The 21,468-nt window shown below is 67.3% G+C and carries 20 protein-coding genes and 1 tRNA gene; 15 read left to right on the top strand and 6 right to left on the bottom strand.

Annotation, left to right across the window (positions count from 1 at the left end; all coding sequences use genetic code 11):
• Positions 1–6: 6 nt before the first annotated feature.
• The 9 genes from cyoB to ASE72_RS04175 all read left to right on the top strand — a co-directional run bounded on the left by cyoB (position 7) and on the right by ASE72_RS04175 (position 8,059).
• Positions 7–2,010: a cytochrome o ubiquinol oxidase subunit I gene (gene cyoB / locus ASE72_RS04215; RefSeq protein ID WP_056017021.1), complete on the top strand. Its 2,004-nt coding sequence runs from the start codon at positions 7–9 to the stop codon at positions 2,008–2,010.
• A 4-nt stretch (positions 2,011–2,014) separates the two neighbouring features.
• On the top strand, positions 2,015–2,659 hold the full coding sequence (cyoC, locus tag ASE72_RS04210) for a cytochrome o ubiquinol oxidase subunit III (RefSeq protein ID WP_056017017.1): 645 nt from the start codon (positions 2,015–2,017) through the stop codon (positions 2,657–2,659).
• Positions 2,656–3,072, top strand: coding sequence for a cytochrome o ubiquinol oxidase subunit IV (cyoD, locus tag ASE72_RS04205; RefSeq protein ID WP_056017014.1), 417 nt, complete (start codon positions 2,656–2,658; stop codon positions 3,070–3,072). Before cyoC ends, cyoD begins: the two co-directional genes overlap by 4 nt.
• Entirely contained in the window at positions 3,072–3,788 is a 717-nt protein-coding gene (locus ASE72_RS04200) for an SURF1 family protein (protein ID WP_056017010.1), read from the top strand. Before cyoD ends, ASE72_RS04200 begins: the two co-directional genes overlap by 1 nt.
• Before the next feature lie 45 nt (positions 3,789–3,833).
• Entirely contained in the window at positions 3,834–5,174 is a 1,341-nt protein-coding gene (locus ASE72_RS04195) for an ATP-binding protein (RefSeq protein WP_443019273.1), read from the top strand.
• On the top strand, positions 5,171–5,719 hold the full coding sequence (locus ASE72_RS04190) for a response regulator transcription factor (RefSeq protein ID WP_056017007.1): 549 nt from the start codon (positions 5,171–5,173) through the stop codon (positions 5,717–5,719). The genes ASE72_RS04195 and ASE72_RS04190 overlap by 4 nt, the downstream gene beginning before the upstream one ends.
• Positions 5,720–5,819: 100 nt before the next feature.
• The gene (locus ASE72_RS04185) at positions 5,820–6,617 is read left to right on the top strand and encodes a DODA-type extradiol aromatic ring-opening family dioxygenase (protein ID WP_156350103.1); all 798 of its coding nucleotides are present in this window, start codon (positions 5,820–5,822) and stop codon (positions 6,615–6,617) included.
• Positions 6,618–6,639: 22 nt separating this feature from the next.
• Positions 6,640–7,206 carry an NADPH-dependent FMN reductase gene (locus ASE72_RS04180; protein ID WP_056017001.1) on the top strand — a complete coding sequence of 189 codons (567 nt, stop codon included), beginning with the start codon at positions 6,640–6,642 and terminating at the stop codon, positions 7,204–7,206.
• Position 7,207: 1 nt separating this feature from the next.
• On the top strand, positions 7,208–8,059 hold the full coding sequence (locus tag ASE72_RS04175; RefSeq protein ID WP_056016998.1) for a pirin family protein: 852 nt from the start codon (positions 7,208–7,210) through the stop codon (positions 8,057–8,059).
• 151 nt (positions 8,060–8,210) lie between these two features.
• On the opposite strand, the gene ASE72_RS04170 is transcribed toward ASE72_RS04175, so the two are convergent.
• Together ASE72_RS04170 and ASE72_RS04165 are read right to left on the bottom strand one after the other, a co-directional pair.
• Positions 8,211–10,139, bottom strand: a complete 1,929-nt coding sequence (locus ASE72_RS04170) for a CocE/NonD family hydrolase (protein WP_056016995.1) — start codon at positions 10,137–10,139, stop codon at positions 8,211–8,213.
• Between the two features lie 147 nt (positions 10,140–10,286).
• Entirely contained in the window at positions 10,287–11,207 is a 921-nt protein-coding gene (locus ASE72_RS04165) for a LysR family transcriptional regulator (RefSeq protein ID WP_056016992.1), read from the bottom strand.
• A gap of 94 nt (positions 11,208–11,301) precedes the next feature.
• Between ASE72_RS04165 and ASE72_RS04160 the strand changes: the two genes are divergently transcribed.
• Positions 11,302–12,849, top strand: coding sequence for a CoA-acylating methylmalonate-semialdehyde dehydrogenase (locus ASE72_RS04160; protein WP_056016989.1), 1,548 nt, complete (start codon positions 11,302–11,304; stop codon positions 12,847–12,849).
• 369 nt (positions 12,850–13,218) lie between these two features.
• Here ASE72_RS04160 and ASE72_RS04155 read toward each other — a convergent pair whose 3' ends face one another.
• Positions 13,219–13,536, bottom strand: coding sequence for a GIY-YIG nuclease family protein (locus ASE72_RS04155; RefSeq protein ID WP_056016986.1), 318 nt, complete (start codon positions 13,534–13,536; stop codon positions 13,219–13,221).
• A gap of 113 nt (positions 13,537–13,649) precedes the next feature.
• Here ASE72_RS04155 and ASE72_RS04150 point away from each other — a divergent pair, with 113 nt between their 5' ends.
• The 4 genes from ASE72_RS04150 to mmsB all read left to right on the top strand — a co-directional run bounded on the left by ASE72_RS04150 (position 13,650) and on the right by mmsB (position 17,939).
• Positions 13,650–14,810 (top strand): acyl-CoA dehydrogenase family protein, encoded by a 1,161-nt coding sequence (locus tag ASE72_RS04150; RefSeq protein ID WP_056018927.1) that lies wholly within the window; start codon positions 13,650–13,652, stop codon positions 14,808–14,810.
• Between the two features lie 115 nt (positions 14,811–14,925).
• Positions 14,926–15,969: an enoyl-CoA hydratase/isomerase family protein gene (locus tag ASE72_RS04145; protein WP_056016983.1), complete on the top strand. Its 1,044-nt coding sequence runs from the start codon at positions 14,926–14,928 to the stop codon at positions 15,967–15,969.
• A 104-nt stretch (positions 15,970–16,073) separates the two neighbouring features.
• Positions 16,074–16,850 carry an enoyl-CoA hydratase gene (locus ASE72_RS04140; RefSeq protein WP_056016979.1) on the top strand — a complete coding sequence of 259 codons (777 nt, stop codon included), beginning with the start codon at positions 16,074–16,076 and terminating at the stop codon, positions 16,848–16,850.
• Positions 16,851–17,057: 207 nt separating this feature from the next.
• Positions 17,058–17,939, top strand: coding sequence for a 3-hydroxyisobutyrate dehydrogenase (mmsB, locus tag ASE72_RS04135; protein ID WP_056016975.1), 882 nt, complete (start codon positions 17,058–17,060; stop codon positions 17,937–17,939).
• Here the strand turns inward: mmsB and ASE72_RS04130 are convergent.
• Positions 17,936–18,817, bottom strand: coding sequence for a peptidylprolyl isomerase (locus ASE72_RS04130; protein ID WP_056016972.1), 882 nt, complete (start codon positions 18,815–18,817; stop codon positions 17,936–17,938). The genes mmsB and ASE72_RS04130 overlap by 4 nt on opposite strands.
• An 88-nt stretch (positions 18,818–18,905) precedes the next feature.
• Between ASE72_RS04130 and ASE72_RS04125 the strand changes: the two genes are divergently transcribed.
• Positions 18,906–18,996: transfer RNA gene (locus tag ASE72_RS04125), tRNA-Ser, on the top strand.
• 155 nt (positions 18,997–19,151) lie between these two features.
• On the opposite strand, the gene ASE72_RS04120 is transcribed toward ASE72_RS04125, so the two are convergent.
• Complete coding sequence (locus ASE72_RS04120) at positions 19,152–20,168, bottom strand: LacI family DNA-binding transcriptional regulator (protein ID WP_056018923.1); 1,017 nt, start codon at positions 20,166–20,168, stop codon at positions 19,152–19,154.
• Between the two features lie 7 nt (positions 20,169–20,175).
• Positions 20,176–21,417 (bottom strand): MFS transporter, encoded by a 1,242-nt coding sequence (locus ASE72_RS04115; protein ID WP_235532223.1) that lies wholly within the window; start codon positions 21,415–21,417, stop codon positions 20,176–20,178.
• Between the last annotated feature and the right edge of the window lie 51 nt (positions 21,418–21,468).

Genomic DNA, 21,468 nt, shown 5'->3' with positions numbered 1-21,468 from the left:
AGAACCATGATGTCTGATACCCTGTTGAAGACCATCTTCGGGCGGCTCACGCTGGAGTCGCTGCCGCTGCACGAACCGATCGTCGTCGCGACGTTCGGGATGGTGGCGATCGGCGGCGCCGCACTCGTCGCGGCCCTCACCTATTTCAAGGTGTGGGGCTATCTGTGGAACCAGTGGTTCACCAGCGTCGACCACAAGAAGATCGGCATCATGTACATGGTGCTCGCGATCGTCATGCTGCTGCGCGGATTCTCCGACGCGATCATGATGCGCCTGCAGCAGGCGATGGCGTTCGGGGGTAGCGAAGGCTATCTCAACGCGCATCACTATGACCAGGTGTTCACCGCGCACGGCGTGATCATGATCTTCTTCGTCGCGATGCCGATGGTCACGGGCCTGATGAACTATGTCGTCCCGCTCCAGATCGGTGCGCGCGACGTGTCGTTCCCGTTCCTCAACAATTTCAGCTTCTGGATGACCGCGGCGGGTGCCGTCGTCGTCATGATGTCGCTGTTCATCGGCGAGTTCGCGCGGACCGGCTGGCTGGCGATGCCGCCCTTGTCGGGGATCGCCTATTCGCCCGATGTCGGTGTCGACTATTACATATGGGCGCTGCAGATCGCGGGCGTCGGCACGTTGCTGTCGGGCGTCAACCTGGTCGCGACGATCGTCAAGATGCGCGCACCCGGCATGGGCCTGATGAAGATGCCGATCTTCACCTGGACCGCGTTGTGCACCAACATCCTGATCGTCGCCGCCTTCCCGGTGCTGACCGCAGTGCTCGCGATGCTGTCGCTCGACCGCTATATCGGCACGGCGTTCTTCACGAACGACGCGGGCGGCAACCCGATGATGTACGTCAACCTGATCTGGATCTGGGGTCACCCCGAGGTCTACATCCTGGTCCTGCCGGCGTTCGGCATCTTCTCGGAGGTCACCTCGACCTTCTCGGGCAAGCGCCTCTTCGGCTACAGCTCGATGGTCTATGCGACGCTCGTCATCACGATCCTGTCGTATCTCGTCTGGCTGCACCATTTCTTCACGATGGGGTCGGGCGCGAGCGTCAACTCGTTCTTCGGCATCACCACGATGATCATCTCGATCCCGACAGGGGCCAAGATCTTCAACTGGCTGTTCACGATGTACAAGGGGCGGATCCGGTACGAGCTGCCGATGATGTGGACAGTGGCCTTCATGGTGACGTTCACGATCGGCGGGATGACCGGCGTGCTGCTCGCAGTGCCGCCAGCCGACTTCGTGCTGCACAACTCGCTGTTCCTGGTCGCGCATTTCCATAACGTGATCATCGGCGGGACGCTGTTCGGGATGTTCGCGGGGATCAACTACTGGTTCCCCAAGGCGTTCGGCTTCCGGCTCGACCCGAAGTGGGGCACGATCTCGTTCTGGTGCTGGGTCGTCGGCTTCTACCTCGCGTTCATGCCGCTCTATGTGCTCGGCCTGATGGGCGTGACCCGCCGGATGCGCTATTTCGACGATCCGAACCTGCAGATCTGGTTCGTCATCGCCGCACTCGGCGCAGCGCTGATCGCAGCGGGCATCGGTGCCTTCCTGATGCAGATCTTCGTCAGCATCCGGAACCGCGAGGCGCTTGCCGACCATACCGGCGATCCGTGGAACGGTCGTACGCTGGAGTGGGCGACCTCGTCGCCGCCGCCGGAGTACAACTTCGCGTTCACGCCGGTCGTTCACGACCTGGACGCCTGGTACGACATGAAGGACCGCAAGCACGAGCGGCCGCTCAGCGGCTTCCGCAAGATCCACATGCCGAGCGGCACCGGCACCGGTGTCGTCCTGGCCGGACTGAGCGTGGCATTCGGCTTCGCGATGATCTGGTACATGTGGTGGCTGGCGGGTCTGGCGCTGGTCGGGATCTTCGCCACGACGATCTTCCACACCTTCAACTTCAAGCGCGACTTCTACATCCCGGTCGAGGACGTGATCGCCAGCGAGGACGCGCGCACCCGCCTGCTCGCGACCCAGGGAGCCTGACGCGATGTCTTCGGTATCATTGAAGAAGGATGGTCTGGACGAGAAGGGTGAGCCCCTCTCGTTCTACCAGCTCGAGGAACATCACCATCCCGAGGGCAGCAGCACGATGCTGGGCTTCTGGATGTACCTGATGAGCGATTGCCTCATCTTCGCGGTGTTGTTCGCGGCGTACGGCGTGCTCGGCAGCAGCTATGCCGGCGGGCCGACGCCCAAGGAGATCTTCGAGCTGCCGCTCGTCGCGGTGAACACCGCGATGCTGCTGTTCTCGTCGATCACCTACGGCTTTGCGATGCTGTCGATGGAAGAGGGCCGCCAGCGCATCATGCAGATGTGGCTCGCGTTCACCGGGCTGTTCGGCCTGTGCTTCCTGTCGATCGAGATGTACGAGTTCGCCACCCTCATCCACGAGGGTGCGGGCCCGACGCGCAGCGCGTTCCTGTCGTCGTTCTTCACGCTGGTCGGCACGCACGGCCTGCACGTGACGATGGGCTTCATCTGGCTCGTCACGCTGATGGTGCAGGTGCAGAAGCACGGCCTGATCGCCGCGAACAAGCGCCGCCTGATGTGCCTCAGCATGTTCTGGCACTTTCTCGACGTCATCTGGATCGGCGTCTTCACCTTCGTCTATCTGATGGGTTCGCTGCGATGACCGACCGCCACGCCACGCCGCACGACGCGCATGCCGAGCATGCGCATGATGATCACGCGCACGGGCACGATGATCACGGGAACGACCACGCGTCGCACGGGACGCGGGGGAGCTATCTCAAGGGGTTCTTCCTCTCGGTCCTGCTGACCGCGGTGCCGTTCTGGGCGGTGATGACGGGGGCGTTCAAGGACCCGTCGACCGCCGCGCTGGTCATCATGCTGTTCGCGGTGCTCCAGATCATCGTCCACATGATCTACTTCCTGCACATGAACACCAAGTCCGAGAATGGCTGGACGATGATGGCGCTGATCTTCACGATCATCCTCGTCGTGATCACGCTCAGCGGCTCGATCTGGGTCATGTATCACATGAACACGAACATGATGCCGATGCAGGCCGCGGTAGACATGTGATGACCGCGCATGCCCGGCCGCGGCCGGCGATATGGGTGGCAGGCTTCATCGCGCTGCTGCTGTTCGCCGGGTTCGTCGCGCTGGGTGTGTGGCAGGTCGAGCGCCGTGCATGGAAGCTCGACCTGATCCGGCAGGTCGACGCGCGCGCGACCGCCGCACCGGTCGCGCCGCCGGGACCCGATCGCTGGCCGGCGATCACCGCCGCGAGCGACGCGTATCGCCGGATCCGCGTCAGCGGCACGTTCGCGCATGACCGCGAGACTTTGGTCCGCGCGGCCACCGCGCTCGGCAGCGGCTATTGGGTGATGACGCCGCTGCGGACAGCGCAGGGGTTCAGCGTCCTCGTCAATCGTGGCTATGTCTCGCCCGAGCAGCGCCGCACGCATGCGCGGCCTGCGGGGCCCGTCACCGTGACGGGCTATCTGCGCATCACCGAGCCAAAGGGCGGGTTCCTGCGCAGCAACGATGCCGCTGCCGACAGCTGGTATTCGCGCGACGTCGCGGCGATCGCGGCGAAACGCGCATTGGGGCGCACCGCGCCCTATTTCATCGATGCCGACCGGGTCGGGACCGGCGCCCCCGTCGGCGGGCTGACGATCATCGCGTTTCCGAACAACCACCTCGTCTATATGCTGACCTGGTTCGGCCTCGCCGCGATGACCGCGCTCGGCTTCGTGATCGTCGTGCGCAACGAGCGCCGTCGTGACGGGCGCTGAGACGCGCGCTCACGCGTTGATGCCGTCGCAGGAGGGATCGACCGCGTGACGCCGCCCGACACGACACGAATGACGCTTGACACGTCGCGGTGGCAGACATGGCTGAGCCGCGCGCGCGCCGATACCGATGCGGCGGGCAACGCGAACATGCGGCAGCTGGTGACGCTGCGCTGGATCGCGGTGGCGGGACAGCTGGTCACGGTGCTGACGGTGCGGTTCCTGTTCGGGATCGACCTGCCGCTCGTCCCGATGCTGATGGCGATGGCGGCGTCGGTCGCGCTCAACCTCGCGAGCATGCGGCTCTACGGGTGGCAGCGCGGGGCGAATGCGCAGCTGCTGCTGGCGATGCTGCTCGACGTCGCGCTGCTCACGGTGCAGCTGTACCTGAGCGGCGGCGCGACCAACCCGTTCATCGCGCTGTATCTATTGCAGGTCGTGCTGGGCGCGGTGCTGCTCGATCGCTGGTCGAGCTGGGCGATCGTCGGGGTGACGGGCGGGTGCTTCGCGCTGCTGACGATCCGCTATCGCCCGCTCGCGCTGCCGACCGATTACACGGGCGAGTATTTCGCGCTCTATACGGTCGGGTCGCTGCTCAACTTCCTGCTGATCGCGACGTTGCTCGTGCTGTTCATGACGCGGATCACGGGCAACCTGCGCGCACGCGACGAGCATCTCGCCGACCTGCGGCAACAGGCGGCGGAAGAGGACCATATCGTCCGCATGGGCCTGCTCGCATCGGGCGCCGCGCACGAGCTCGGCACGCCGCTCGCCTCGCTCGCGGTGATCCTCAACGATTGGAAGCGGATGCCCGCGCTCGTCACCGATGCCGGCATGCTCGAGGAGATCGGCGAGATGCAGGCCGAGGTGCAGCGGTGCAAGACGATCGTCACCAACATCCTGCTCGCGGCGGGCGAAGCGCGCGGCGAGGCGCCCGAGGTCGTGCCGCTGCACGCGTTTCTCGACGCGATCGTCGAGGACTGGCGCGCGCTGCATGCCGGGGTCGAGTTCGACTATACCAGCCGGCTGGGCGACGATCCGCTGATCGTGTCGGACCCCGCGCTGAAACAGGTGATCGCGAACGTGCTCGACAACGCGGCGGAGGCGTCGCCGCACTGGGTCGGATTTTCGGGCGAGCGGACGGGCGATCACCTCGCGCTGATCGTGCGCGATCACGGGCCGGGGTTCACGCGCGACAAGCTGGCGAGCTTCGGCAAGCCCTATCAGTCGAGCAAGCGCGATCCGGGGCACGGGCTCGGGCTGTTCCTCGCGGTCAACGCGATGCGCAAGCTGGGCGGCAGCGTCGCGGTCGCCAATCGGGATTCGGGCGGGGCAGAAGTGACGCTGACGCTGCCGCTCGCGGCGATCGCACTGGAGCGTGACGAATGAACGACGACGGCCTCCCCCCGGTTAAGCATCTGGTGATCGTCGAGGATGACGAGACGTTCGCGCGCACGCTCAAACGCTCGTTCGAGCGGCGCGGCTATGCGGTCCGGCTGGCGGCGAGCCATGAGGATCTGGTGCTGCTGCTGGCGGACGGGGTGCCGCAATATGCGGTGGTCGATCTGAAGCTCGGCGGCGCGTCGGGGCTGGTCTGCGTCCAGACGCTCCACGCGCACGATCCCGATATCCTCGTCGTCGTGTTGACGGGGTTTGCCAGCATCGCGACCGCGGTCGAGGCGATCAAGCTGGGCGCGTCGCATTACCTGGTGAAACCGTCGAACACCGACGACATCGAGGCGGCGTTCGACCGGACCGAGGGCAAGGTCGACACCGCGGTCACCGAACGCCGCGCGACGATCAAGACGCTCGAATGGGAGCGGATCCACGCGACGCTCGCGGAGACGGGGTTCAACATATCGGAGACCGCGCGGCAGCTCGGCATGCACCGGCGGACGCTCGCGCGGAAGCTGGAGAAGCGCCCGGTCAAGTGATGCGCAGGGGCGCGCGGCAACGCTGTGTTGCCGAACGCGCTATTCCGGGGGGCGATCGCAGCGCCTAGATCGCGTGGACCGTCCTGCCGGGAGCCGTCCGATGACCACGACCTTGCGCCAGCCGAGCCTGTTCATCCCGCATGGCGGTGGACCGTGCTTCTTCATGGAGGATCCCGCGGGCAGCTGGACGGGCATGGCGGCGTTCCTGCGCACGCTCGCCGACCGGCTGCCCGAGCGGCCGCGCGCGGTGCTGGTCGTGTCGGGACATTGGGAAACGCGTGGCTTCGCCTTTACCGGCGCCGCCCGGCCGCCGCTGATCTACGATTATGGCGGCTTCCCGCCGCATACCTATGAGCTGCGCTACGACGTGCCGGGCGACCCTGCGCTGGCAGCGCGCGGCGCGGCGTTGCTCGAGGCGGCGGGGATCGCGGCGCAGGTCGATACGGCGCGCGGGCTTGATCACGGCGTGTTCGTGCCGATGAAGGTCGCGTTTCCGGAGGCCGATATCCCGGTGGTCGAGATGTCGGTCGACAAGGATCTCGACCCCGCGCTGCACCGTGCGGCGGGCCGCGCGCTCGCGCCGCTGCGCGACGAGGGCGTGCTGATCGTCGCGTCGGGGATGAGCTTCCACAACATGCGCGGCTATGGCGATCCGCGGTTCACCGCGCCGTCCGAGGCGTTCGATGCGTGGCTGAGCGATGCGGTCGCGGCCGCACCCGACGCACGCGGTGCCGCGCTCGATCGCTGGGCCGAAGCGCCTGCGGGGCGGCTGTCGCACCCGCGCGCGGAGCATCTGCTGCCGCTCATGGTCGCCGCGGGCGCGTCGGAGGCGCGCGGGACCAGGATTTACGCCGAACACGTTCTCGAGACCGCGATTTCCGGTTTCAGCTTTGCCTGACCCTTTCACAGGAGACACGTCCATGCCCCTTCTTCTCGGTATTTCCGGCAGCCTGCGCCGCCACTCGTTCAACACCGCGATCCTCGAATCGCTCGCCGATGCGCTGGGCGACAAGGCGACGCTGCGGATCTTCCCGCTCAACGCGATCCCGATGTACGATCAGGACGCCGACACCGAGACGCCGCCCGAGACGGTGGCCGCGTTCCGCGCTGCGATCGGCGAGGCGGACGGGATCGTGATCGCGTCGCCCGAATATAATCACGGGATGCCCGGCGTGCTCAAGAACGCGCTCGACTGGGCGTCGCGGCCCTATGGCAAGGCGACGCTGACGGGGAAGCCGGTGTTCACGCTGACCTCGTCGCCGGGCGCGGTCGGCGGCGCGCGCGCGCAGGCGCAGCTCAACGAGACGCTGGCGTCGATCGGCGCGCGCACGGTGCTGCGGCCGCAATCGGTGATCGGCGCGGTGCACGAGAAGATGACCGACGGACGGCTGGGCAACAAGGGGACGCTCGATTTCCTGATGCACGGGGTCGACGACCTGCTGCGCGAGATCGCGCGGCCCGCCTCGGCCGTGCGCGAGGCGAACTGAGATGCGGCGCGTGCTGCGGACCTATCCCGCCCAGCGTGACGACATCGCCGATCTCGTCACGCGGCGGCCGCTGCCGGGGCCGCAGCTGCCGCAGGTCGATCCGTTCCTGTTCCTCAACCATCACGGGCCGCAGACCTATCGGCCCGGCAATAACGGCCTGCCGTTCGGGCCGCATCCGCATCGCGGGTTCGAGACGGTCAGCTTCATCCTGAGCGGCGAAATGGCGCATCTCGACAGCGGCGGGCATGAAAGCGTGATGCGCGCGGGCGGCGTGCAGTGGATGACCGCGGGGTCTGGGCTGATCCATGCCGAGGTCTCGCCCGCGTCGTTCAAGCGCGACGGCGGGCCGCTCGAGATCCTGCAGCTGTGGGTCAATCTGCCGGGGCGGCTCAAGATGACCAAGCCCGCCTATACCGGGCTCCAGCGCGAGGATATTCCGGCGGTCGCGGTCGACGGCGGTGTCGTGAATGTGATCGCGGGGACGTTTGCGGGGCAGGCGGGGCCGGTCGAGTCGCTGACGGGTGTCGCGATGATGACGGTCGAGCTGGCGGCGGGGGGGCGGGTTACACTGCCGGCACCGCGCGGGCGCAGCGTGTTCTTCTATGTGATCGAGGGGCGGCCCGAGGTCGGCGGGACGGTCGTCGAGCCGTGGCATCTCGTCACGTTCGGCGAGCACGGCGACCGGATCGAGGTCGCGGCGGCGGGGCCGGTGCGGCTGGTGTTCGGGCATGCCGATCCGATCGACGAGCCGGTCGTCGCGCACGGGCCGTTCGTGATGACGACGCGCGAGGAGATCGGCGAAGCGATCCGCGATTACCAGGCGGGGCTGTTCGGGCCCGCGCCGGTTATCTGATCGCGGAACGTCCAAACTAGATCCTCCCTCGCCAGGGGGAGGTGGCAGGCGTCAGCCTGACGGAGGGGGCGGGAAGGGAAACGCCTGTTCCGTGTCCTCCCCCTCCGTCACCTTCGGCGACACCTCCCCCTGGCGGGGGAGGATTATACGCTTACTTCGCCAGCACCGCCGACTGGTCGACCGCCACCACCGGCAGCCACACCGCGCTCGCATTCGCGCCGCCGCGTTCGATCGTTACCGTCGCCTTCCTGTAGTCCGCCTTCTTCGCGAGGAAGATGTTGGGGACGAAGGTCTGCGGGTTGCGGTCGTAGAGCGGGAACAGGCTCGACTGGACCTGCACCATGATCCGGTGCCCCGGCTGGAAGACGTGGTTCACCGTCGGCAGCCGGAACTTGTAGCGCTGCGTCTTGCCCGCCGGGATCGCGGTCGGCTTGGCGAAGCTGTCGCGGTAGCGGCCGCGGAAGATGTCGAGGCTGATCGGCAGCTCATAGCCGCCCATCTTCGGATCGCTCGCGACCTCGTCGGGATAGACGTCGATCACCTTGACGACGAAATCGGCATCGGTGCCCGTCGTCTTGGCATAGATGTCCGCGATCGGTGCGCCCGAGACGCGGACGGGCGTCGTCAGCACGTCGGTCGTGTAGGTCATCACGTCGGTGCGGCCATCCACCCCGCGCTGGTCGCTGACCAGCCAGTCGCCCCAGCGGCCGTCGCCGAAATTGACCGGCCTCGGCAGATGCGGGACGGGCCTGGCGGGGTCGGAGACATAGCTGTCGCCGCCGCTCGCCGCCTTGGTGAAGCCCAGCCCGCCCTCGGCGCCGAGGTAGATCGGCTTGAGCGGCGCGGCACAACCGCTCTCGCAGGCGAGTGGCCAGGTCGACAGCCTGTCCCAGTGATTCTCGCCGGTGTTGTAGATCGCGGCGGCGGGCAGCGTGACCGCGGGGCCGTCCTTCAGATACTGTTCGAACATCGGCAACACCATCTGTTCGCGGAACTGCTGCGCGGTGTCGCCGTCCCACTCGAACGGGCCGAGGCTGCGGCCGTCGCGGTTGACTTGGCTGTGCCGCCACGGACCCATGACGAGATGGTTGTTGCCCATCTTGCCCTTGCCCTTCAGCGCCTCCCAGGCGGTGATCGCACCGTACATGTCCTCCTGATCCCACAGCCCCTGTTCCCAGAGCGTGGGGACGTTCGAGGGGTTGGCGGCGAGCAACTTGTCGAGCGCCTGACCCTGCCAGAAGCCGTCATAGGCGGGATGCGCGACCATCCGCTGCCAATAGGGCAGCTGGTCGTAGCCCGACGCCTTGGCCCAGTCGCCCGCCGAGCCGATGCGGCGGAAATTCTCGTAATCGTCATAGCCTCCCGTCGGCGGCGCCTTGCCCGCGCCTTTGTAGCCGGTCTGGCCGCCGAGCCAGGCGATGTTGGCGAGGCGGAACGCGCCGTAATGGAACCAGTCGTCGCCCATCCAGCCGTCGATCATCGGGCTTTCAGGCACCGCGGCTTTCAGCGCAGGGTGCGGGTTGAGCAGCGCCATGACGACGGTGAAGCCCTCGTAGGACGACCCGATCATGCCGACGCGGCCGTTCGATTCGGGCAGGTTCGCCTTGTTCACCAGCCAGTCGATCGTGTCATAGGCGTCGGTGACGTGATCGACCTTGGTCGGGTTGAGCGGGCCGATCACCGGGCGCGTGACGACATACTCGCCCTCCGAGCCATATTTGCCGCGGACGTCCTGATAGACCCGGATATAGCCGCCCTTGACGAACATCTCGTCGGCGAGCGGCAGCGTCGAGAGGATGCTCGGGCTGTCCATCCGCGACGCGCGCGACTTCGCGTCGTACGGCGTGCGCGTCAGCACGATCGGCGCGTTGGTCAGCCCCTTGGGATAGACGATGACGGTGTAGAGCTTCGTCCCGTCGCGCATCGGCACCATCACCTCGCGCTTGACGTAGTCGCGGTTGGCGGTGGCGGGGACGAACTTGGCGGGGACATCGCCGCCGGCGGGGGCGGTCTGGGGCACCTGCGCCGACGAAACGGTGGCGAGCGCGATCGAGGCGAGGAGGACGAGCTTGAGGGTCATGCAAACGCTCCGGGAGGGGAATGGCCACAGGCTAGGCGCAATTGTCGCGCGGGGGCAATCGGGTTTGTCTCGCCGGCACGAGATCGCGGGTGGTGGTGGTTTTGGCTCTGGGTCCTGACTTTCGTCAGGATGACGAAAAGGGGGGCGTCAGGATGATGGAAGGGGGGGCGTCAGGATGACGGAAGGGAGGGGGGCGAGCACCGCGCGTTCGCGGCCGACGAGGGCGACGAGCCAGTCGGTGAAGGCGCGGATCGCGTCGAAGCGGCCGGTGTCCTGGTGCGTGACGAGCCAGAAGGCGCGGCTGATGCGGATGTCGGGGAGGATCGCGACGAGCCCCGGATACGCCTCGCCGATGAAGCAGGGGAGCACGCCGATCCCTGCGCCCGACGCGATCATGTGCGCCTGCGCGTTGATGCTCGACGACCGCAGCACGGGGTCGCGGACGCCCGGGATCTCGTCGAGATAGCGCAGCTCGGGCGCGTAGACGATGTCGGGGACATAGCCGATCATCCGCCGGTCGCGCAGGTCGGCGATGCCGTGCACCGGGCCGTGCGCCGCGAGATGCTCCGCCGACGCATAGAGCCGCAGCGTATAGTCGGTGAGCTTGCGCGTCCGCAGCGGACCGCGGCGCGGGCGCGCGAGCAGGACCGCGACGTCGGTCTCGCGCCGGGTCGGGTTGAGGAAGCCGCTGGTCGCGACGAGATCGACCGCGAGCTTGGGATGCGCCTGTGCGAGCGTGCCGAGATGCCGGCTGACGAACCAGGTGCCGAAGCCCTCGGCGACGCTGACGCGGATCGTGCCGTCGACCTCGGTCCGCCCCGCGGGCGGGGTGCGGATGTCCGATGCGATCGCTGCCATCGCGGTCGCGCGCGCGAGCAGGTCCTCGCCCGCGCTGGTCAGGATCTGGCCGTCGGGGCCCTGTTCGAACAGCCGCTGGCCGACCGCGGTCTCGAGCCGGCGGAGGCGGCGGCCGACCGTCGTCGCATCGACGCCAAGGCTCGCCGCGGCGCGGCCAAGCTGCTGCGCGCGGGCGACTTCGAGGAAGATCGGGAGGTCGCTCCAGTCCATGCCGGCTGCAGATATGCAGCTATCGCCTGCAAGTCTATCGCTTGTGTCGTGGTGGATGCGGTGGTGTAGAGGCCACAAAACAAGGAGAGGCGCCATGACCGTTCGCACCATCGAGCATCTGATCGCAGGCGGCGGCGCGGGTGCACCGCCCTCCGGCGGCGCGCGCAGTGGCGACGTGTTCGATCCGAACAGCGGCGAGATCCAGGCGCGCGTGACGCTCGGCACGCAGGCCGATCTCGACCGCGCGGTGGCCGCCGCGAACAGGGCGCAGCCGGGCTGGGCGGCGATCAACCCGCAGCGCCGCGCGCGCGTGATGTTCGAGTTCAAGCGGCTCGTCGAGGCGAACATGGACGAGCTCGCACGGTTGCTCTCGTCCGAGCACGGCAAGGTGATCGCGGATTCGAAGGGCGACATCCAGCGCGGGCTCGAGGTGATCGAGTTCTGCTGCGGGATCCCGCACATCCTGAAGGGCGAGTATACGCAAGGGGCGGGGCCGGGGATCGACGTCTATTCGATGCGCCAGCCGCTCGGCATCGGCGCAGGGATCACGCCGTTCAACTTCCCGGCGATGATCCCGCTGTGGATGAGCGGCGTCGCGATCGCGACGGGCAACGCGTTCATCCTGAAGCCGAGCGAGCGCGATCCGTCGGTGCCGGTGCGGCTCGGCGAGCTGTTCCTCGAGGCGGGGCTGCCCGAGGGGATCTTCCAGGTCGTCCACGGCGACAAGGAGATGGTCGACGCGATCCTCGATCATCCGGCGATCAGCGCGGTCAGCTTCGTCGGGTCGTCCGACATCGCGCATTACGTCTACCGCCGCGGCGTCGAGGCGGGCAAGCGCGTCCAGGCGATGGGCGGCGCGAAGAACCACGGGATCGTCATGCCCGACGCGGACCTCGACCAGGTCGTCGCCGATCTGTCGGGCGCGGCGTTCGGCTCGGCGGGCGAGCGGTGCATGGCGCTGCCGGTGGTGGTGCCGGTCGGCGAGAAGACCGCGATTGCGCTGCGCGAGAAGCTGATCCCGGCGATTGCCGCGCTGCGCGTGGGCGTCTCGACCGACAATGACGCGCATTACGGGCCGGTGGTGAATGCGGCGCATCGCAGCCGGATCGAGACCTGGATCCAGACGGGTGTCGACGAGGGCGCGGAACTGGTCGTCGACGGGCGCGGGTTCGAACTGCAGGGGCATGAGAAGGGGTTCTTCATCGGGCCGTCGCTGTTCGATCACGTGACGACGGACATGTCGGCGTACAAGGAGGAGATCTTCGGGCCGGTGTTGCAGATCGTCCGCGCGAAGGATTTCGAGGAGGCGGTGCGGTTGCCGAGCGAGCATCAGTACGGCAACGGCGTCGCGATCTTCACGCGCAACGGCCATGCCGCGCGCGAGTTCGCGGCGCGGGTGAACGTGGGGATGGTCGGGATCAACGTGCCGATCCCGGTGCCGGTCGCGTATCACAGCTTCGGCGGGTGGAAGCGCAGCGCGTTCGGCGACACCAACCAGCACGGGATGGAAGGCGTGAAGTTCTGGACCAAGGTCAAGACGATCACGCAACGCTGGCCTGACGGGTCCGCGCTGCCGGCGATGGCGGAAGATGGCGGTCCGGCGCGGAACAACGACGCGTTCGTCATTCCGACGATGGGGTGATCGGGTGACGCCGCTCCCCCCCGTCATCCTGGACTCGATCCAGGATCCAGCGTTGCGGAGCGCGGCGTTCGTGACTCTGGATCCTGACTTTCGTCAGGATGACGGTGGGATAAGCGATTGCGACGTGTTGGTGCGGGGTGGGGTCGCGTTACCCTCTTCCGTCATCCTGGACTCGATCCAGGATCCAGCGTTGCGGAGCGCGGCGTTCGTGGCTCTGGATCCTGACTTTCGTCAGGATGACGGTGGGGTGGGCGATTGCGACGTGTTGATGCGGGGTGGGATCGCGTCACACCCTCCCGTCATTCTGGACTCGATCCGGGATCCAGCGTTGCGGAGTGCGGCGTTCGTGCCTCTGGATCCGGACTTTCGTCAGGATGACGGGGGCGGGAGGGGGGCGAAGCCCCAGTCTTCGGCCAGATCGCGCCAGGTCGGGTTGTCCGTCTCGATCAGCGTGATCTTCCAGGACCGTTTCCAGACCTTGAGCTGCTTCTCACGCGTGATCGCCGCGTCCATCGTGTCTGCCATCGCAAACCAGACCAGCCGGTTCACGCCGTATCGCTTTGAGAACCCGTCGAACATGCCGTCGCGATGCTGAACGATCCGCGCCATCAGGTCGGACGTCACGCCGATGTAGAGCGTTCCGTTGCGCCAGCTCGCCATGATATAGACCGCGGGTTGCCTAGCCATATCATTCCCCCACTCCGTCATCCTGACGAAGGTCAGGATCCAGAGCCACAGGCGTCAGCATTCGCCGCTCTGGATACTGGGTCAAGCCCAGTATGACGACACAGGAAAGCCCGATGACCAACCAGTTCGACCTCACCCAATTTGATCTAACGGGCGACCAGCGCGAGATCCAGGAGCTTGCGCGCCGCTTCACCGCCGACCGGATCACGCCGCACGCGGCCGAGTGGGACGAGAAGCACATCTTCCCGCGCGACACGATCAAGGCGGCGGCCGAGCTCGGCTTCGCGTCGATCTATGTCAGCGAGGAGAGCGGCGGGATCGCGCTCGGGCGGCTCGAAGCCGCGCTGATCATGGAGGCGATGTCGTATGGCTGCCCGTCGACGTCGGCGTTCATCAGCATCCACAACATGGCGGCGTGGATGATCGACCGGTTCGGGTCGGCCGCGGTGAAGGACAAGTATCTCCCCGATCTGGTGACGATGGACCGGCTGGCGAGCTATTGCCTGACCGAGCCGGGTTCGGGGTCGGACGCGGCCGCGCTCAAGACGCGCGCGGTGCGGGACGGCGACGACTGGATCGTGACGGGCTCGAAGCAGTTCATCTCGGGCGCGGGCGAGAACGAGGTGTACGTCACCATGGTCCGCACGGGTGAGGAGGGGCCGAAGGGCATCTCGTGCCTCGTGATCGAGAAGGACATGCCGGGCGTGTCGTTCGGCGCGAACGAGAAGAAGCTCGGCTGGCATTCGCAGCCGACGCGGCAGGTGATCTTCGACGGCGTCCGCGTGCCGGGCGCGAACATGGTCGGCGGCGAGGGCGAGGGCTTTCGGATCGCGATGATGGGGCTCGACGGCGGGCGGCTCAACATCGGCGCGTGCTCGCTCGGCGGCGCGCAGCGGTGTCTCGACGAGGCGATCGCCTATACGCGCGACCGCAAGCAGTTCGGCAAGCCCATCGCGGACTTCCAGAACACGCAGTTCATGCTGGCCGACATGGCGACCGAGCTGGAGGCCGCGCGCGCGCTGCTCTACATCGCGGCGGCCAAGGTGACCGCGAACGCGCCCGACAAGACCAAGTTCGCGGCGATGGCGAAGCGGCTGGCGACCGACACGGGCTCTTCGGTGGTCGACCGCGCGTTGCAGCTGCATGGCGGGTACGGATATCTGCAGGATTACCCGATCGAACGCTTCTGGCGCGACCTGCGCGTGCATTCGATCCTCGAGGGCACCAACCAGGTCATGCGGATGATCGTCGGCCGCGAACTGACCCGACAGTGAGCCCGCGCAGCGTTGCTCCCTCCTTCTCCTCCGCGGCTCCGCGCCTCCGCGTGAACAAAGAATTTTCTCACGCGGAGACGCGGAGCCGCGGAGATTTTGCCCGGGAGGTGATCGCGTGACCGATGATCTGATTGTTGCGAATGAAGGGCCTGTCGGCCGGATTCGGTTGAACCGGCCCAAGGCGCTGCACGCGCTCAATCTGGCGATGTGCGAAGGCGTGCTGGAGGCGCTTGAGGCGTGGCGCGGGGATGCGTCGGTCGAGGCGATCGTCGTGGACCATGCCGAGGGTCGTGGGTTTTGCGCGGGCGGGGATATCCGGATGCTCGCCGCGTCGGGAGCCGGCGACGGCGTCGAGGCACGCGCGTTCTTTCATGCCGAGTACCGGATGAACCACCGGCTGTTCGTCTATGCCAAGCCGATCGTCGCGTTCATGGACGGGATCACGATGGGCGGCGGCGTCGGGCTCGCCTTGCCGTGCACGTACCGGGTTGCGACCGAGAACACCAAGTTCGCGATGCCCGAGACGGGGATCGGGTTGTTTCCCGACGTCGGCGGGGGCTGGTATCTGTCGCGACTGCCGGGGCGGATCGGGCAGTATCTCGCGCTGACCGGACACCGGATTAACGGCGCCGATTGCCTGGCGCTGGGGCTGGCGACGCATTATCTGACAAGCGCCAAGCTCGAGAGCGTGAAGGACTGGATCGTCGAGCGTCCGCGCGAGATCGACGTCATCCTCAAGGGTTCGTCCGACGTACCCGACGATGCCGAGATCATGACGCATCGTGACGAGATCGACCGGCTGTTCGCGTCCGACGTGCTCGAGGAGATCTATGCCGCGCTCGACGCCGATGGTGGGGAGTGGGCGGCAAAGACGCTCGCGACGCTCAGGACCAAGTCGCCGCAGACGATGAAGGTGTCACTGCGGCTGCTCCACGAGGGCGCGGCGATGGCGAGTTTCGCGGACGAGATGAAACAGGAATATGCGGTCGGCGCGCATGTCGTGCAGCGGCATGACTTCATCGAGGGCGTGCGCGCGGTGATCGTCGACAAGGACAATGCGCCGCGCTGGGATCCCGCGACGCCCGAGGGTGTGAGCGATCACGTGATCGACCAGATCTTCGCGCCGTTGCCCGAGGCCGAGGCGTGGACGCCGGGTTAATCCGTCATCCTGACGAACGTCAGGGTCCAGAGCCACTTGCGACGTCGTTCGCGGCTCTGGATCCTGGATCGAGTCCAGGATGACGATGCTTATTGGAGACTGAGATGGCCGAATACGAAACGATCCTCGTCGAGCAGCGTGGGGGCGTGACGCTCGTCACGCTCAACCGGCCGCAGGCGCTCAACGCGCTCAATTCGCAGGTGCTCGCCGACCTGATCGCCGCGTTTGCCGCGTTCGATGCGGATCCGTCGCAGGGGTGTGCGGTGCTGACCGGCTCGGCCAAGGCGTTCGCGGCGGGCGCGGACATCAAGGAGATGCAGAGCCAGGGCTTTGCCGACATGTATGCGAGCAACTTCTTCGCGGGCTGGGAGCAGGTGACGCGGACTCGCAAGCCGATCATCGCCGCGGTCGCGGGCTATGCGCTGGGCGGCGGCTGCGAGGTCGCGATGATGTGCGACTTCATCCTCGCCGCGGACACCGCCAAGTTCGGCCAGCCCGAGATCAAGCTCGCGGTCTCCCCCGGCATGGGCGGATCGCAGCGCCTCACGCACGCGGTCGGCAAGGCCAAGGCGATGGAGATGGTGCTGACCGGGCGTATGATGGATGCGGTCGAGGCCGAGCGCGCAGGGCTGGTCTCGCGGATCGTGCCCGCCGACGACCTGGTCGAGGAAGCGGTGAAGACCGCCGCGACGATCGCCGCGATGGCGCCGCTCGCGGTGCTGGCGAACAAGGAGATGGTCAACGCGGCGTTCGAGACGGGGCTCGCGATGGGCGTGCAGTTCGAGCGGCGGCTGTTCCACGGGCTGTTCGGCACCGCGGACCAGAGCGAAGGCATGGCCGCATTCGTCGAGAAGCGCGCGGGGGCCTGGACGGGGAAGTAGCGGGGGCGTCGCTGCCCGCCCGCCCGTAATCGTCGCTGCCCGTCATCCTGACGAAAGTCAGGATCCAGGGTTACGGGCGGTGTCGGTCCTGGCTCTGGATCCTGACTTTCGTCAGGATGACGGAGTTTGGGGGGCAGGACGTAGCCGCAGATGGCGGGGTTGGATCGCGAGCGACACAGCCGCCGCGGCAGATTTAGGAGAGAGAACATGGCACGCATCGGATTCATCGGGCTCGGCAACATGGGCGGCGGGATGGCCGCCAACCTCGCGAAGAACGGCCATGACGTCCGCGCGTTCGACCTGAGCGCCGACGCGCTGGCCAAGGCGAAGGCGGCGGGCTGCCTGCCGGTCGACTCCGCCGCCGAGGCCGCGGACGGCGCCGAGGCGATCGTGACGATGCTCCCCGCGGGCAAGCACGTCGCCGAGGTGTATGACGCGCTGTTCGGTGTCGCCGCGCCGACCGCGATCCTGATCGACTGTTCGACGATCGACGTCGCGACCGCGAAACAGGTCGCCGACGCCGCGCAGGCCAAGGGGCTCGCGGCGGTCGACGCGCCCGTCTCGGGCGGGATCGGCGCGGCGAATGCGGGCACGCTCACCTTCATGGTCGGCGGCTCGGCGGCGGCGTTCGAGCGCGCGCAGCCGATCCTCGCGGCGATGGGCAAGGCGGTGATCCATGCCGGCGTCAACGGCGCGGGACAGGCGGCGAAGATCTGCAACAACATGATCCTCGGCGCGACGATGATCGCGACGTGCGAGGCGTTCGTGCTCGCGGACAAGCTCGGGCTCGACGCACAGGCCTTTTACGACATTGCGAGCGTCTCGTCGGGGCAGAGCTGGTCGATGACGAGCTATGCCCCGCTGCCGGGGATCGGCCCCGACACCCCCGCCGACCATGACTATCAGGGCGGGTTCGCCGCCGCCTTGATGCTCAAGGACCTGCGGCTCGCGATGGCGGCGGCGCAGGACGTCGGCGCCGACACGCCGATGGGCGCGAAGGCCGCCGAGCGCTACGAGGCGTTCGCCGCGGCCGGGCAGGGCGGGCTCGACTTCTCCGCGATCATCCGCACGTTGCAGGGTAACGCCTAGCCCGGCGTGCGACGGACCGGCGGGAGCGCGTTGCAGATGTCCGCACCGCCCGCCGGCACCGTGAAGAAGGGCGGCGTCCGGTTCTCGCGCCCCGCGATCCACGCGGTGAAGCGCGGGTTGCGCGTCGCGCGGTACTGGAAATGCGGGCGGGTGGCGGCGGGAAGGTCGCTCGCGAGCCGCGCCGAGACGATCGGGCTGCGCTCGGCGGGGGTGGCGTAGAAGCCGAGCTCGCCCGTCCCGCGCGGCAGCGACGACAGCCACTCGATCCCGTCGACGACGCGTCCGACGACCGCGATGTTGCGGTCGAGCGCGCGCGGCGCATGGCCGATGACGGTGTAGAGCTCGGCGCCGCTGCCGACGCTCGGCGCCAGATCGCGCGCGACGCCGACCATCCCGTAGCAATGCGGCAGCCATTGCCGCGCGCCCGACCCGGCGAGCGGCCAGCCATCCGCGCTGTACCCCGCCCATTGCGCATAGGGATCGCGCTTCGAGAGCCGTGCGACCGCGGTCGGCCCGGCCATGTCATATTCGGCGGCGATCCCGTCCGCGACGCCGGGGACGAGCGGCTTCTTCTCGGTCGCGTCGCCCCATTGCGCGACGTAATTGTCCTGCACGCGGTAGACGCTGGTCGCGGTGTCCCACCAGCGCGCGCGGGCGAGCGCGCGGATGTTGGCGACATGCGCGGGCGCATAGGCGGGGGCGAGCCGGAGCGTGAAGCCGTGCCCGTTCGCCAGCGTGAAGACGAGGATCTCGTCATCAGGCACCGCGACCCAGTCCGCCGCGACCGGATCGGACGGCAGCGGCGGGGCAGGCGGCGGCGTTGGGGCGGCCTGGGCTAGGGCGGCGGCGAGAAGGGCGGCGGGGAGGGCGGTGATCATCGCTGTGAGACTGCCCGAGTGCGCCGCATCACGCAATCGCTTGCACCGCGGCCAAACCCGCTCTAGCAGGCGCGTTCCAGAGCAATGCGGAGCGGTGGCCGAGTGGTCGAAGGCGCTCGCCTGGAAAGTGAGTATACGTCAAAAGCGTATCGAGGGTTCGAATCCCTCCCGCTCCGCCACCACCCGCTGCTGACCTGTGTTGCCGGACTCCGCTTCAGGGTGCCCACGCGCAGGCGAGGCATCGCGTGCGTGAATTACCGCTGATGATCGGCACGTTCAGTTGCAGGCTGAGGCCATCGCAATACTGGGTGCGCTGGCCAAAGGTCTCCGCGCGTCAGGCCGGTCCCGAGCTTGAACGGGCGATAAAGGTATAGGGCACCTGAACCGATCGCGCGGCGCGGTCGTCGGCCTGTCGGTACGAGGGGTCGGTCAGGATATCGATCGCCGCGCTTGCGAGAACCGCATTGGGCTGGTGGATGGTCGTCAGCTGAGGCCATGCCATCCGCGAAATCGGTGCATCGTCGAAGCCGACGACGGACAGCGCCCCGGGGACTGCAATATTCCTCCGCGCGGCGCTGACCAGAACACCCAGCGCCATCTCGTCATTGGCGGCAAACACGGCGCTGGGACGGTCGTCGGTCGACAGGATCGCGTCGCCGGCCGCCATGCCCGACCGGAAGCTGAAGTCACCGCTCTGAACCCAGCCATCCCTGACGCGGATCCCCGCGCAATGCATCGCGTCGCTGAAGCCCGCGAGCCTTTTGCCGGCCGCATCGTGTGACGCTATGCCCTGAACAAACGCAATGTCGCGGTGCCCGAGCGCGATGAGATGATCGGTCATGTCGCGCGCGGCCTGATAATCGTCGATGTGGATTACCGCAGCAGACGTGTCGGTTCGTGATGCATTCAGCTTCACCACCGGGATCCCGCGCTGATCGAGCAGATCGGTGAGCTCCGCCCAGTCGCAGATTGGCGGGGTGAGAATGACCCCGGCGAGTTGCAGGGCCTGCACCATGCGCGATACCTCGTCGAGCGCGCCCGAGCCGCCGCGGTCGATCCGTTCGACGATGAGATGATAGCCATGATGGCGACAGCGGGCCATCGCGCCGATCTGGACGTCGGCGGCGTATCCCGATGCCGGATCGTCGAAGAACAATCCGATGAGGTAGGATCGCGAGCTCGACAGGCTGCGCGCGTAGGCGTTCGGGCGATAGTCGAGTTCCGCGACGACGCGCAGGACATGATCGCGTACCGCCGGGCGGACATGCGCCTCCGCGTTCATCACGCGCGAAACGGTCTTGGGCGACACGCCTGCAGCGCGCGCGACATCCTTGATGGTGACCGGCGGCATCATCCTATCACAAAGCCCATGTTCGCTGCCGCCACCACGCGAACGCCGCGATGACGATGTAGCATGCGCCCGGGAGCAGGAAGGACAGCGTCAGGCCGACCGCGTCCGCGACAACGCCGGTCAGCAACGGGATGATCGCGCCACCGACGACCACCATGCACAACAGCATCGACGCATAGGTCGCGGTGGAATGATCATCGGGCAGCGAGAGCGCGAAGATCGTCGGATACATGATCGCGTTGCACAGCCCGACTGCGAGCAGCGCCGCGGCGGCCACCGGCCCGTGCAGGCCGATCGCGATCGCCACGAGCGCGACGGCGGCGACCGCGCAGCCGAGCAGCATCGTCGGCGCGCCGTAGCGGGTGAGATAACGGGCGCCCACCAATCGGCCGACGAGCGCCCCTGTCCAGTACAGACCGACGAGTTGCCCCGCCGCTACCGGCGACACGTTCAGGATGCCGGGCATCGCCAGATATTCGACGAGCAGCGTGCCGATCGTGACCTCGGCACCGACATAGGCGAACATCGCACCGCCACCCGCCAGCAATCGCCGGTTCGACAGCACGCCGACGATCCCCGAGAGCGGCACGCGACGCGGGCTCGAGGATGCGCGCAGCAGATCGCGTCGGCCGATAAAGGCGGCGGCCAACGCCAGCGCGACCAGCGCGACCGCAAGGAACGGCAGAACGACGCGTATGTGCTCGGCCAGCGCGCCGGGCCGCTGCCGACCCGTCCCGAGCAGCAGCGTCGATCCCGCCAGCGACGCAAGCACGGTACCAAGCGAGTTGAAGCCTTGCAGCAACGTCAGTCGCGAGACCGCGCGGCGTACCGGTTCGACCACGGGCACGACGATGTTGGCGGCGATCTGCAGAAAGGTAACGCCGCCCGCGAGCGCGAGGAGCGCGAGCAGAACCATCGTGTAGCCGAGCGACCCGAGCGATACGGCCAGCAGGCCGCACCCGAGCGCAATGACGACCAGTCCCGCTGCGATGCTGCGCATGTAGCCGAACTTCACGACCAGCGCGGTGATCGGTACGGCGAAGAGGAGATAGCTCGAATGGAACGCCGACTGCACCAGCAGCGAGCGCGTGTGGTTCAGCCCTTCGATCATCCGCAACCGGGGGACGAGCAGCCCGACGAGCGAGTTGAGAAAGCCGCCGAGGAAATAGACGCCGATACAGAGCCGGAACAGCAGCGTCGCGCGCTGTTCGCTGGTCGTGGGCGCAAGGGGCATGCTGATGGTGGTCACGCCTCATCCTAGCAAGGCGGCGCTGCTGCGCAACGTGCGACCATGGCCGCG

It is taken from the genome of Sphingomonas sp. Leaf20, from assembly GCF_001421535.1.
Taxonomy (GTDB): Bacteria; Pseudomonadota; Alphaproteobacteria; order Sphingomonadales; family Sphingomonadaceae; genus Sphingomonas.
The sequence above is the reverse complement of the archived record's forward strand: the minus strand, read 5'-3'. Positions and strand labels throughout refer to the sequence as shown.

What these genes read in the sequence shown, in the direction of transcription:
- ASE72_RS04160 (WP_056016989.1), top strand. Translation starts at nt 11,302, where the DNA reads ATGACCGTTCGCACCATCGAGCATCTGATCGCAGGCGGCGGCGCGGGT.
- ASE72_RS04175 (WP_056016998.1), top strand. Translation starts at nt 7,208, where the DNA reads ATGCGGCGCGTGCTGCGGACCTATCCCGCCCAGCGTGACGACATCGCC.
- ASE72_RS04190 (WP_056017007.1), top strand. Translation starts at nt 5,171, where the DNA reads ATGAACGACGACGGCCTCCCCCCGGTTAAGCATCTGGTGATCGTCGAG.
- mmsB (WP_056016975.1), top strand. Translation starts at nt 17,058, where the DNA reads ATGGCACGCATCGGATTCATCGGGCTCGGCAACATGGGCGGCGGGATG.
- cyoB (WP_056017021.1), top strand. Translation starts at nt 7, where the DNA reads ATGATGTCTGATACCCTGTTGAAGACCATCTTCGGGCGGCTCACGCTG.
- ASE72_RS04140 (WP_056016979.1), top strand. Translation starts at nt 16,074, where the DNA reads ATGGCCGAATACGAAACGATCCTCGTCGAGCAGCGTGGGGGCGTGACG.
- ASE72_RS04200 (WP_056017010.1), top strand. Translation starts at nt 3,072, where the DNA reads ATGACCGCGCATGCCCGGCCGCGGCCGGCGATATGGGTGGCAGGCTTC.
- ASE72_RS04170 (WP_056016995.1), bottom strand. Translation starts at nt 10,139, where the DNA reads ATGACCCTCAAGCTCGTCCTCCTCGCCTCGATCGCGCTCGCCACCGTT.
- ASE72_RS04180 (WP_056017001.1), top strand. Translation starts at nt 6,640, where the DNA reads ATGCCCCTTCTTCTCGGTATTTCCGGCAGCCTGCGCCGCCACTCGTTC.
- ASE72_RS04185 (WP_156350103.1), top strand. Translation starts at nt 5,820, where the DNA reads ATGACCACGACCTTGCGCCAGCCGAGCCTGTTCATCCCGCATGGCGGT.
- ASE72_RS04120 (WP_056018923.1), bottom strand. Translation starts at nt 20,168, where the DNA reads ATGCCGCCGGTCACCATCAAGGATGTCGCGCGCGCTGCAGGCGTGTCG.
- cyoC (WP_056017017.1), top strand. Translation starts at nt 2,015, where the DNA reads ATGTCTTCGGTATCATTGAAGAAGGATGGTCTGGACGAGAAGGGTGAG.
- ASE72_RS04155 (WP_056016986.1), bottom strand. Translation starts at nt 13,536, where the DNA reads ATGGCTAGGCAACCCGCGGTCTATATCATGGCGAGCTGGCGCAACGGA.
- cyoD (WP_056017014.1), top strand. Translation starts at nt 2,656, where the DNA reads ATGACCGACCGCCACGCCACGCCGCACGACGCGCATGCCGAGCATGCG.
- ASE72_RS04165 (WP_056016992.1), bottom strand. Translation starts at nt 11,207, where the DNA reads ATGGACTGGAGCGACCTCCCGATCTTCCTCGAAGTCGCCCGCGCGCAG.
- ASE72_RS04130 (WP_056016972.1), bottom strand. Translation starts at nt 18,817, where the DNA reads ATGATCACCGCCCTCCCCGCCGCCCTTCTCGCCGCCGCCCTAGCCCAG.
- ASE72_RS04150 (WP_056018927.1), top strand. Translation starts at nt 13,650, where the DNA reads ATGACCAACCAGTTCGACCTCACCCAATTTGATCTAACGGGCGACCAG.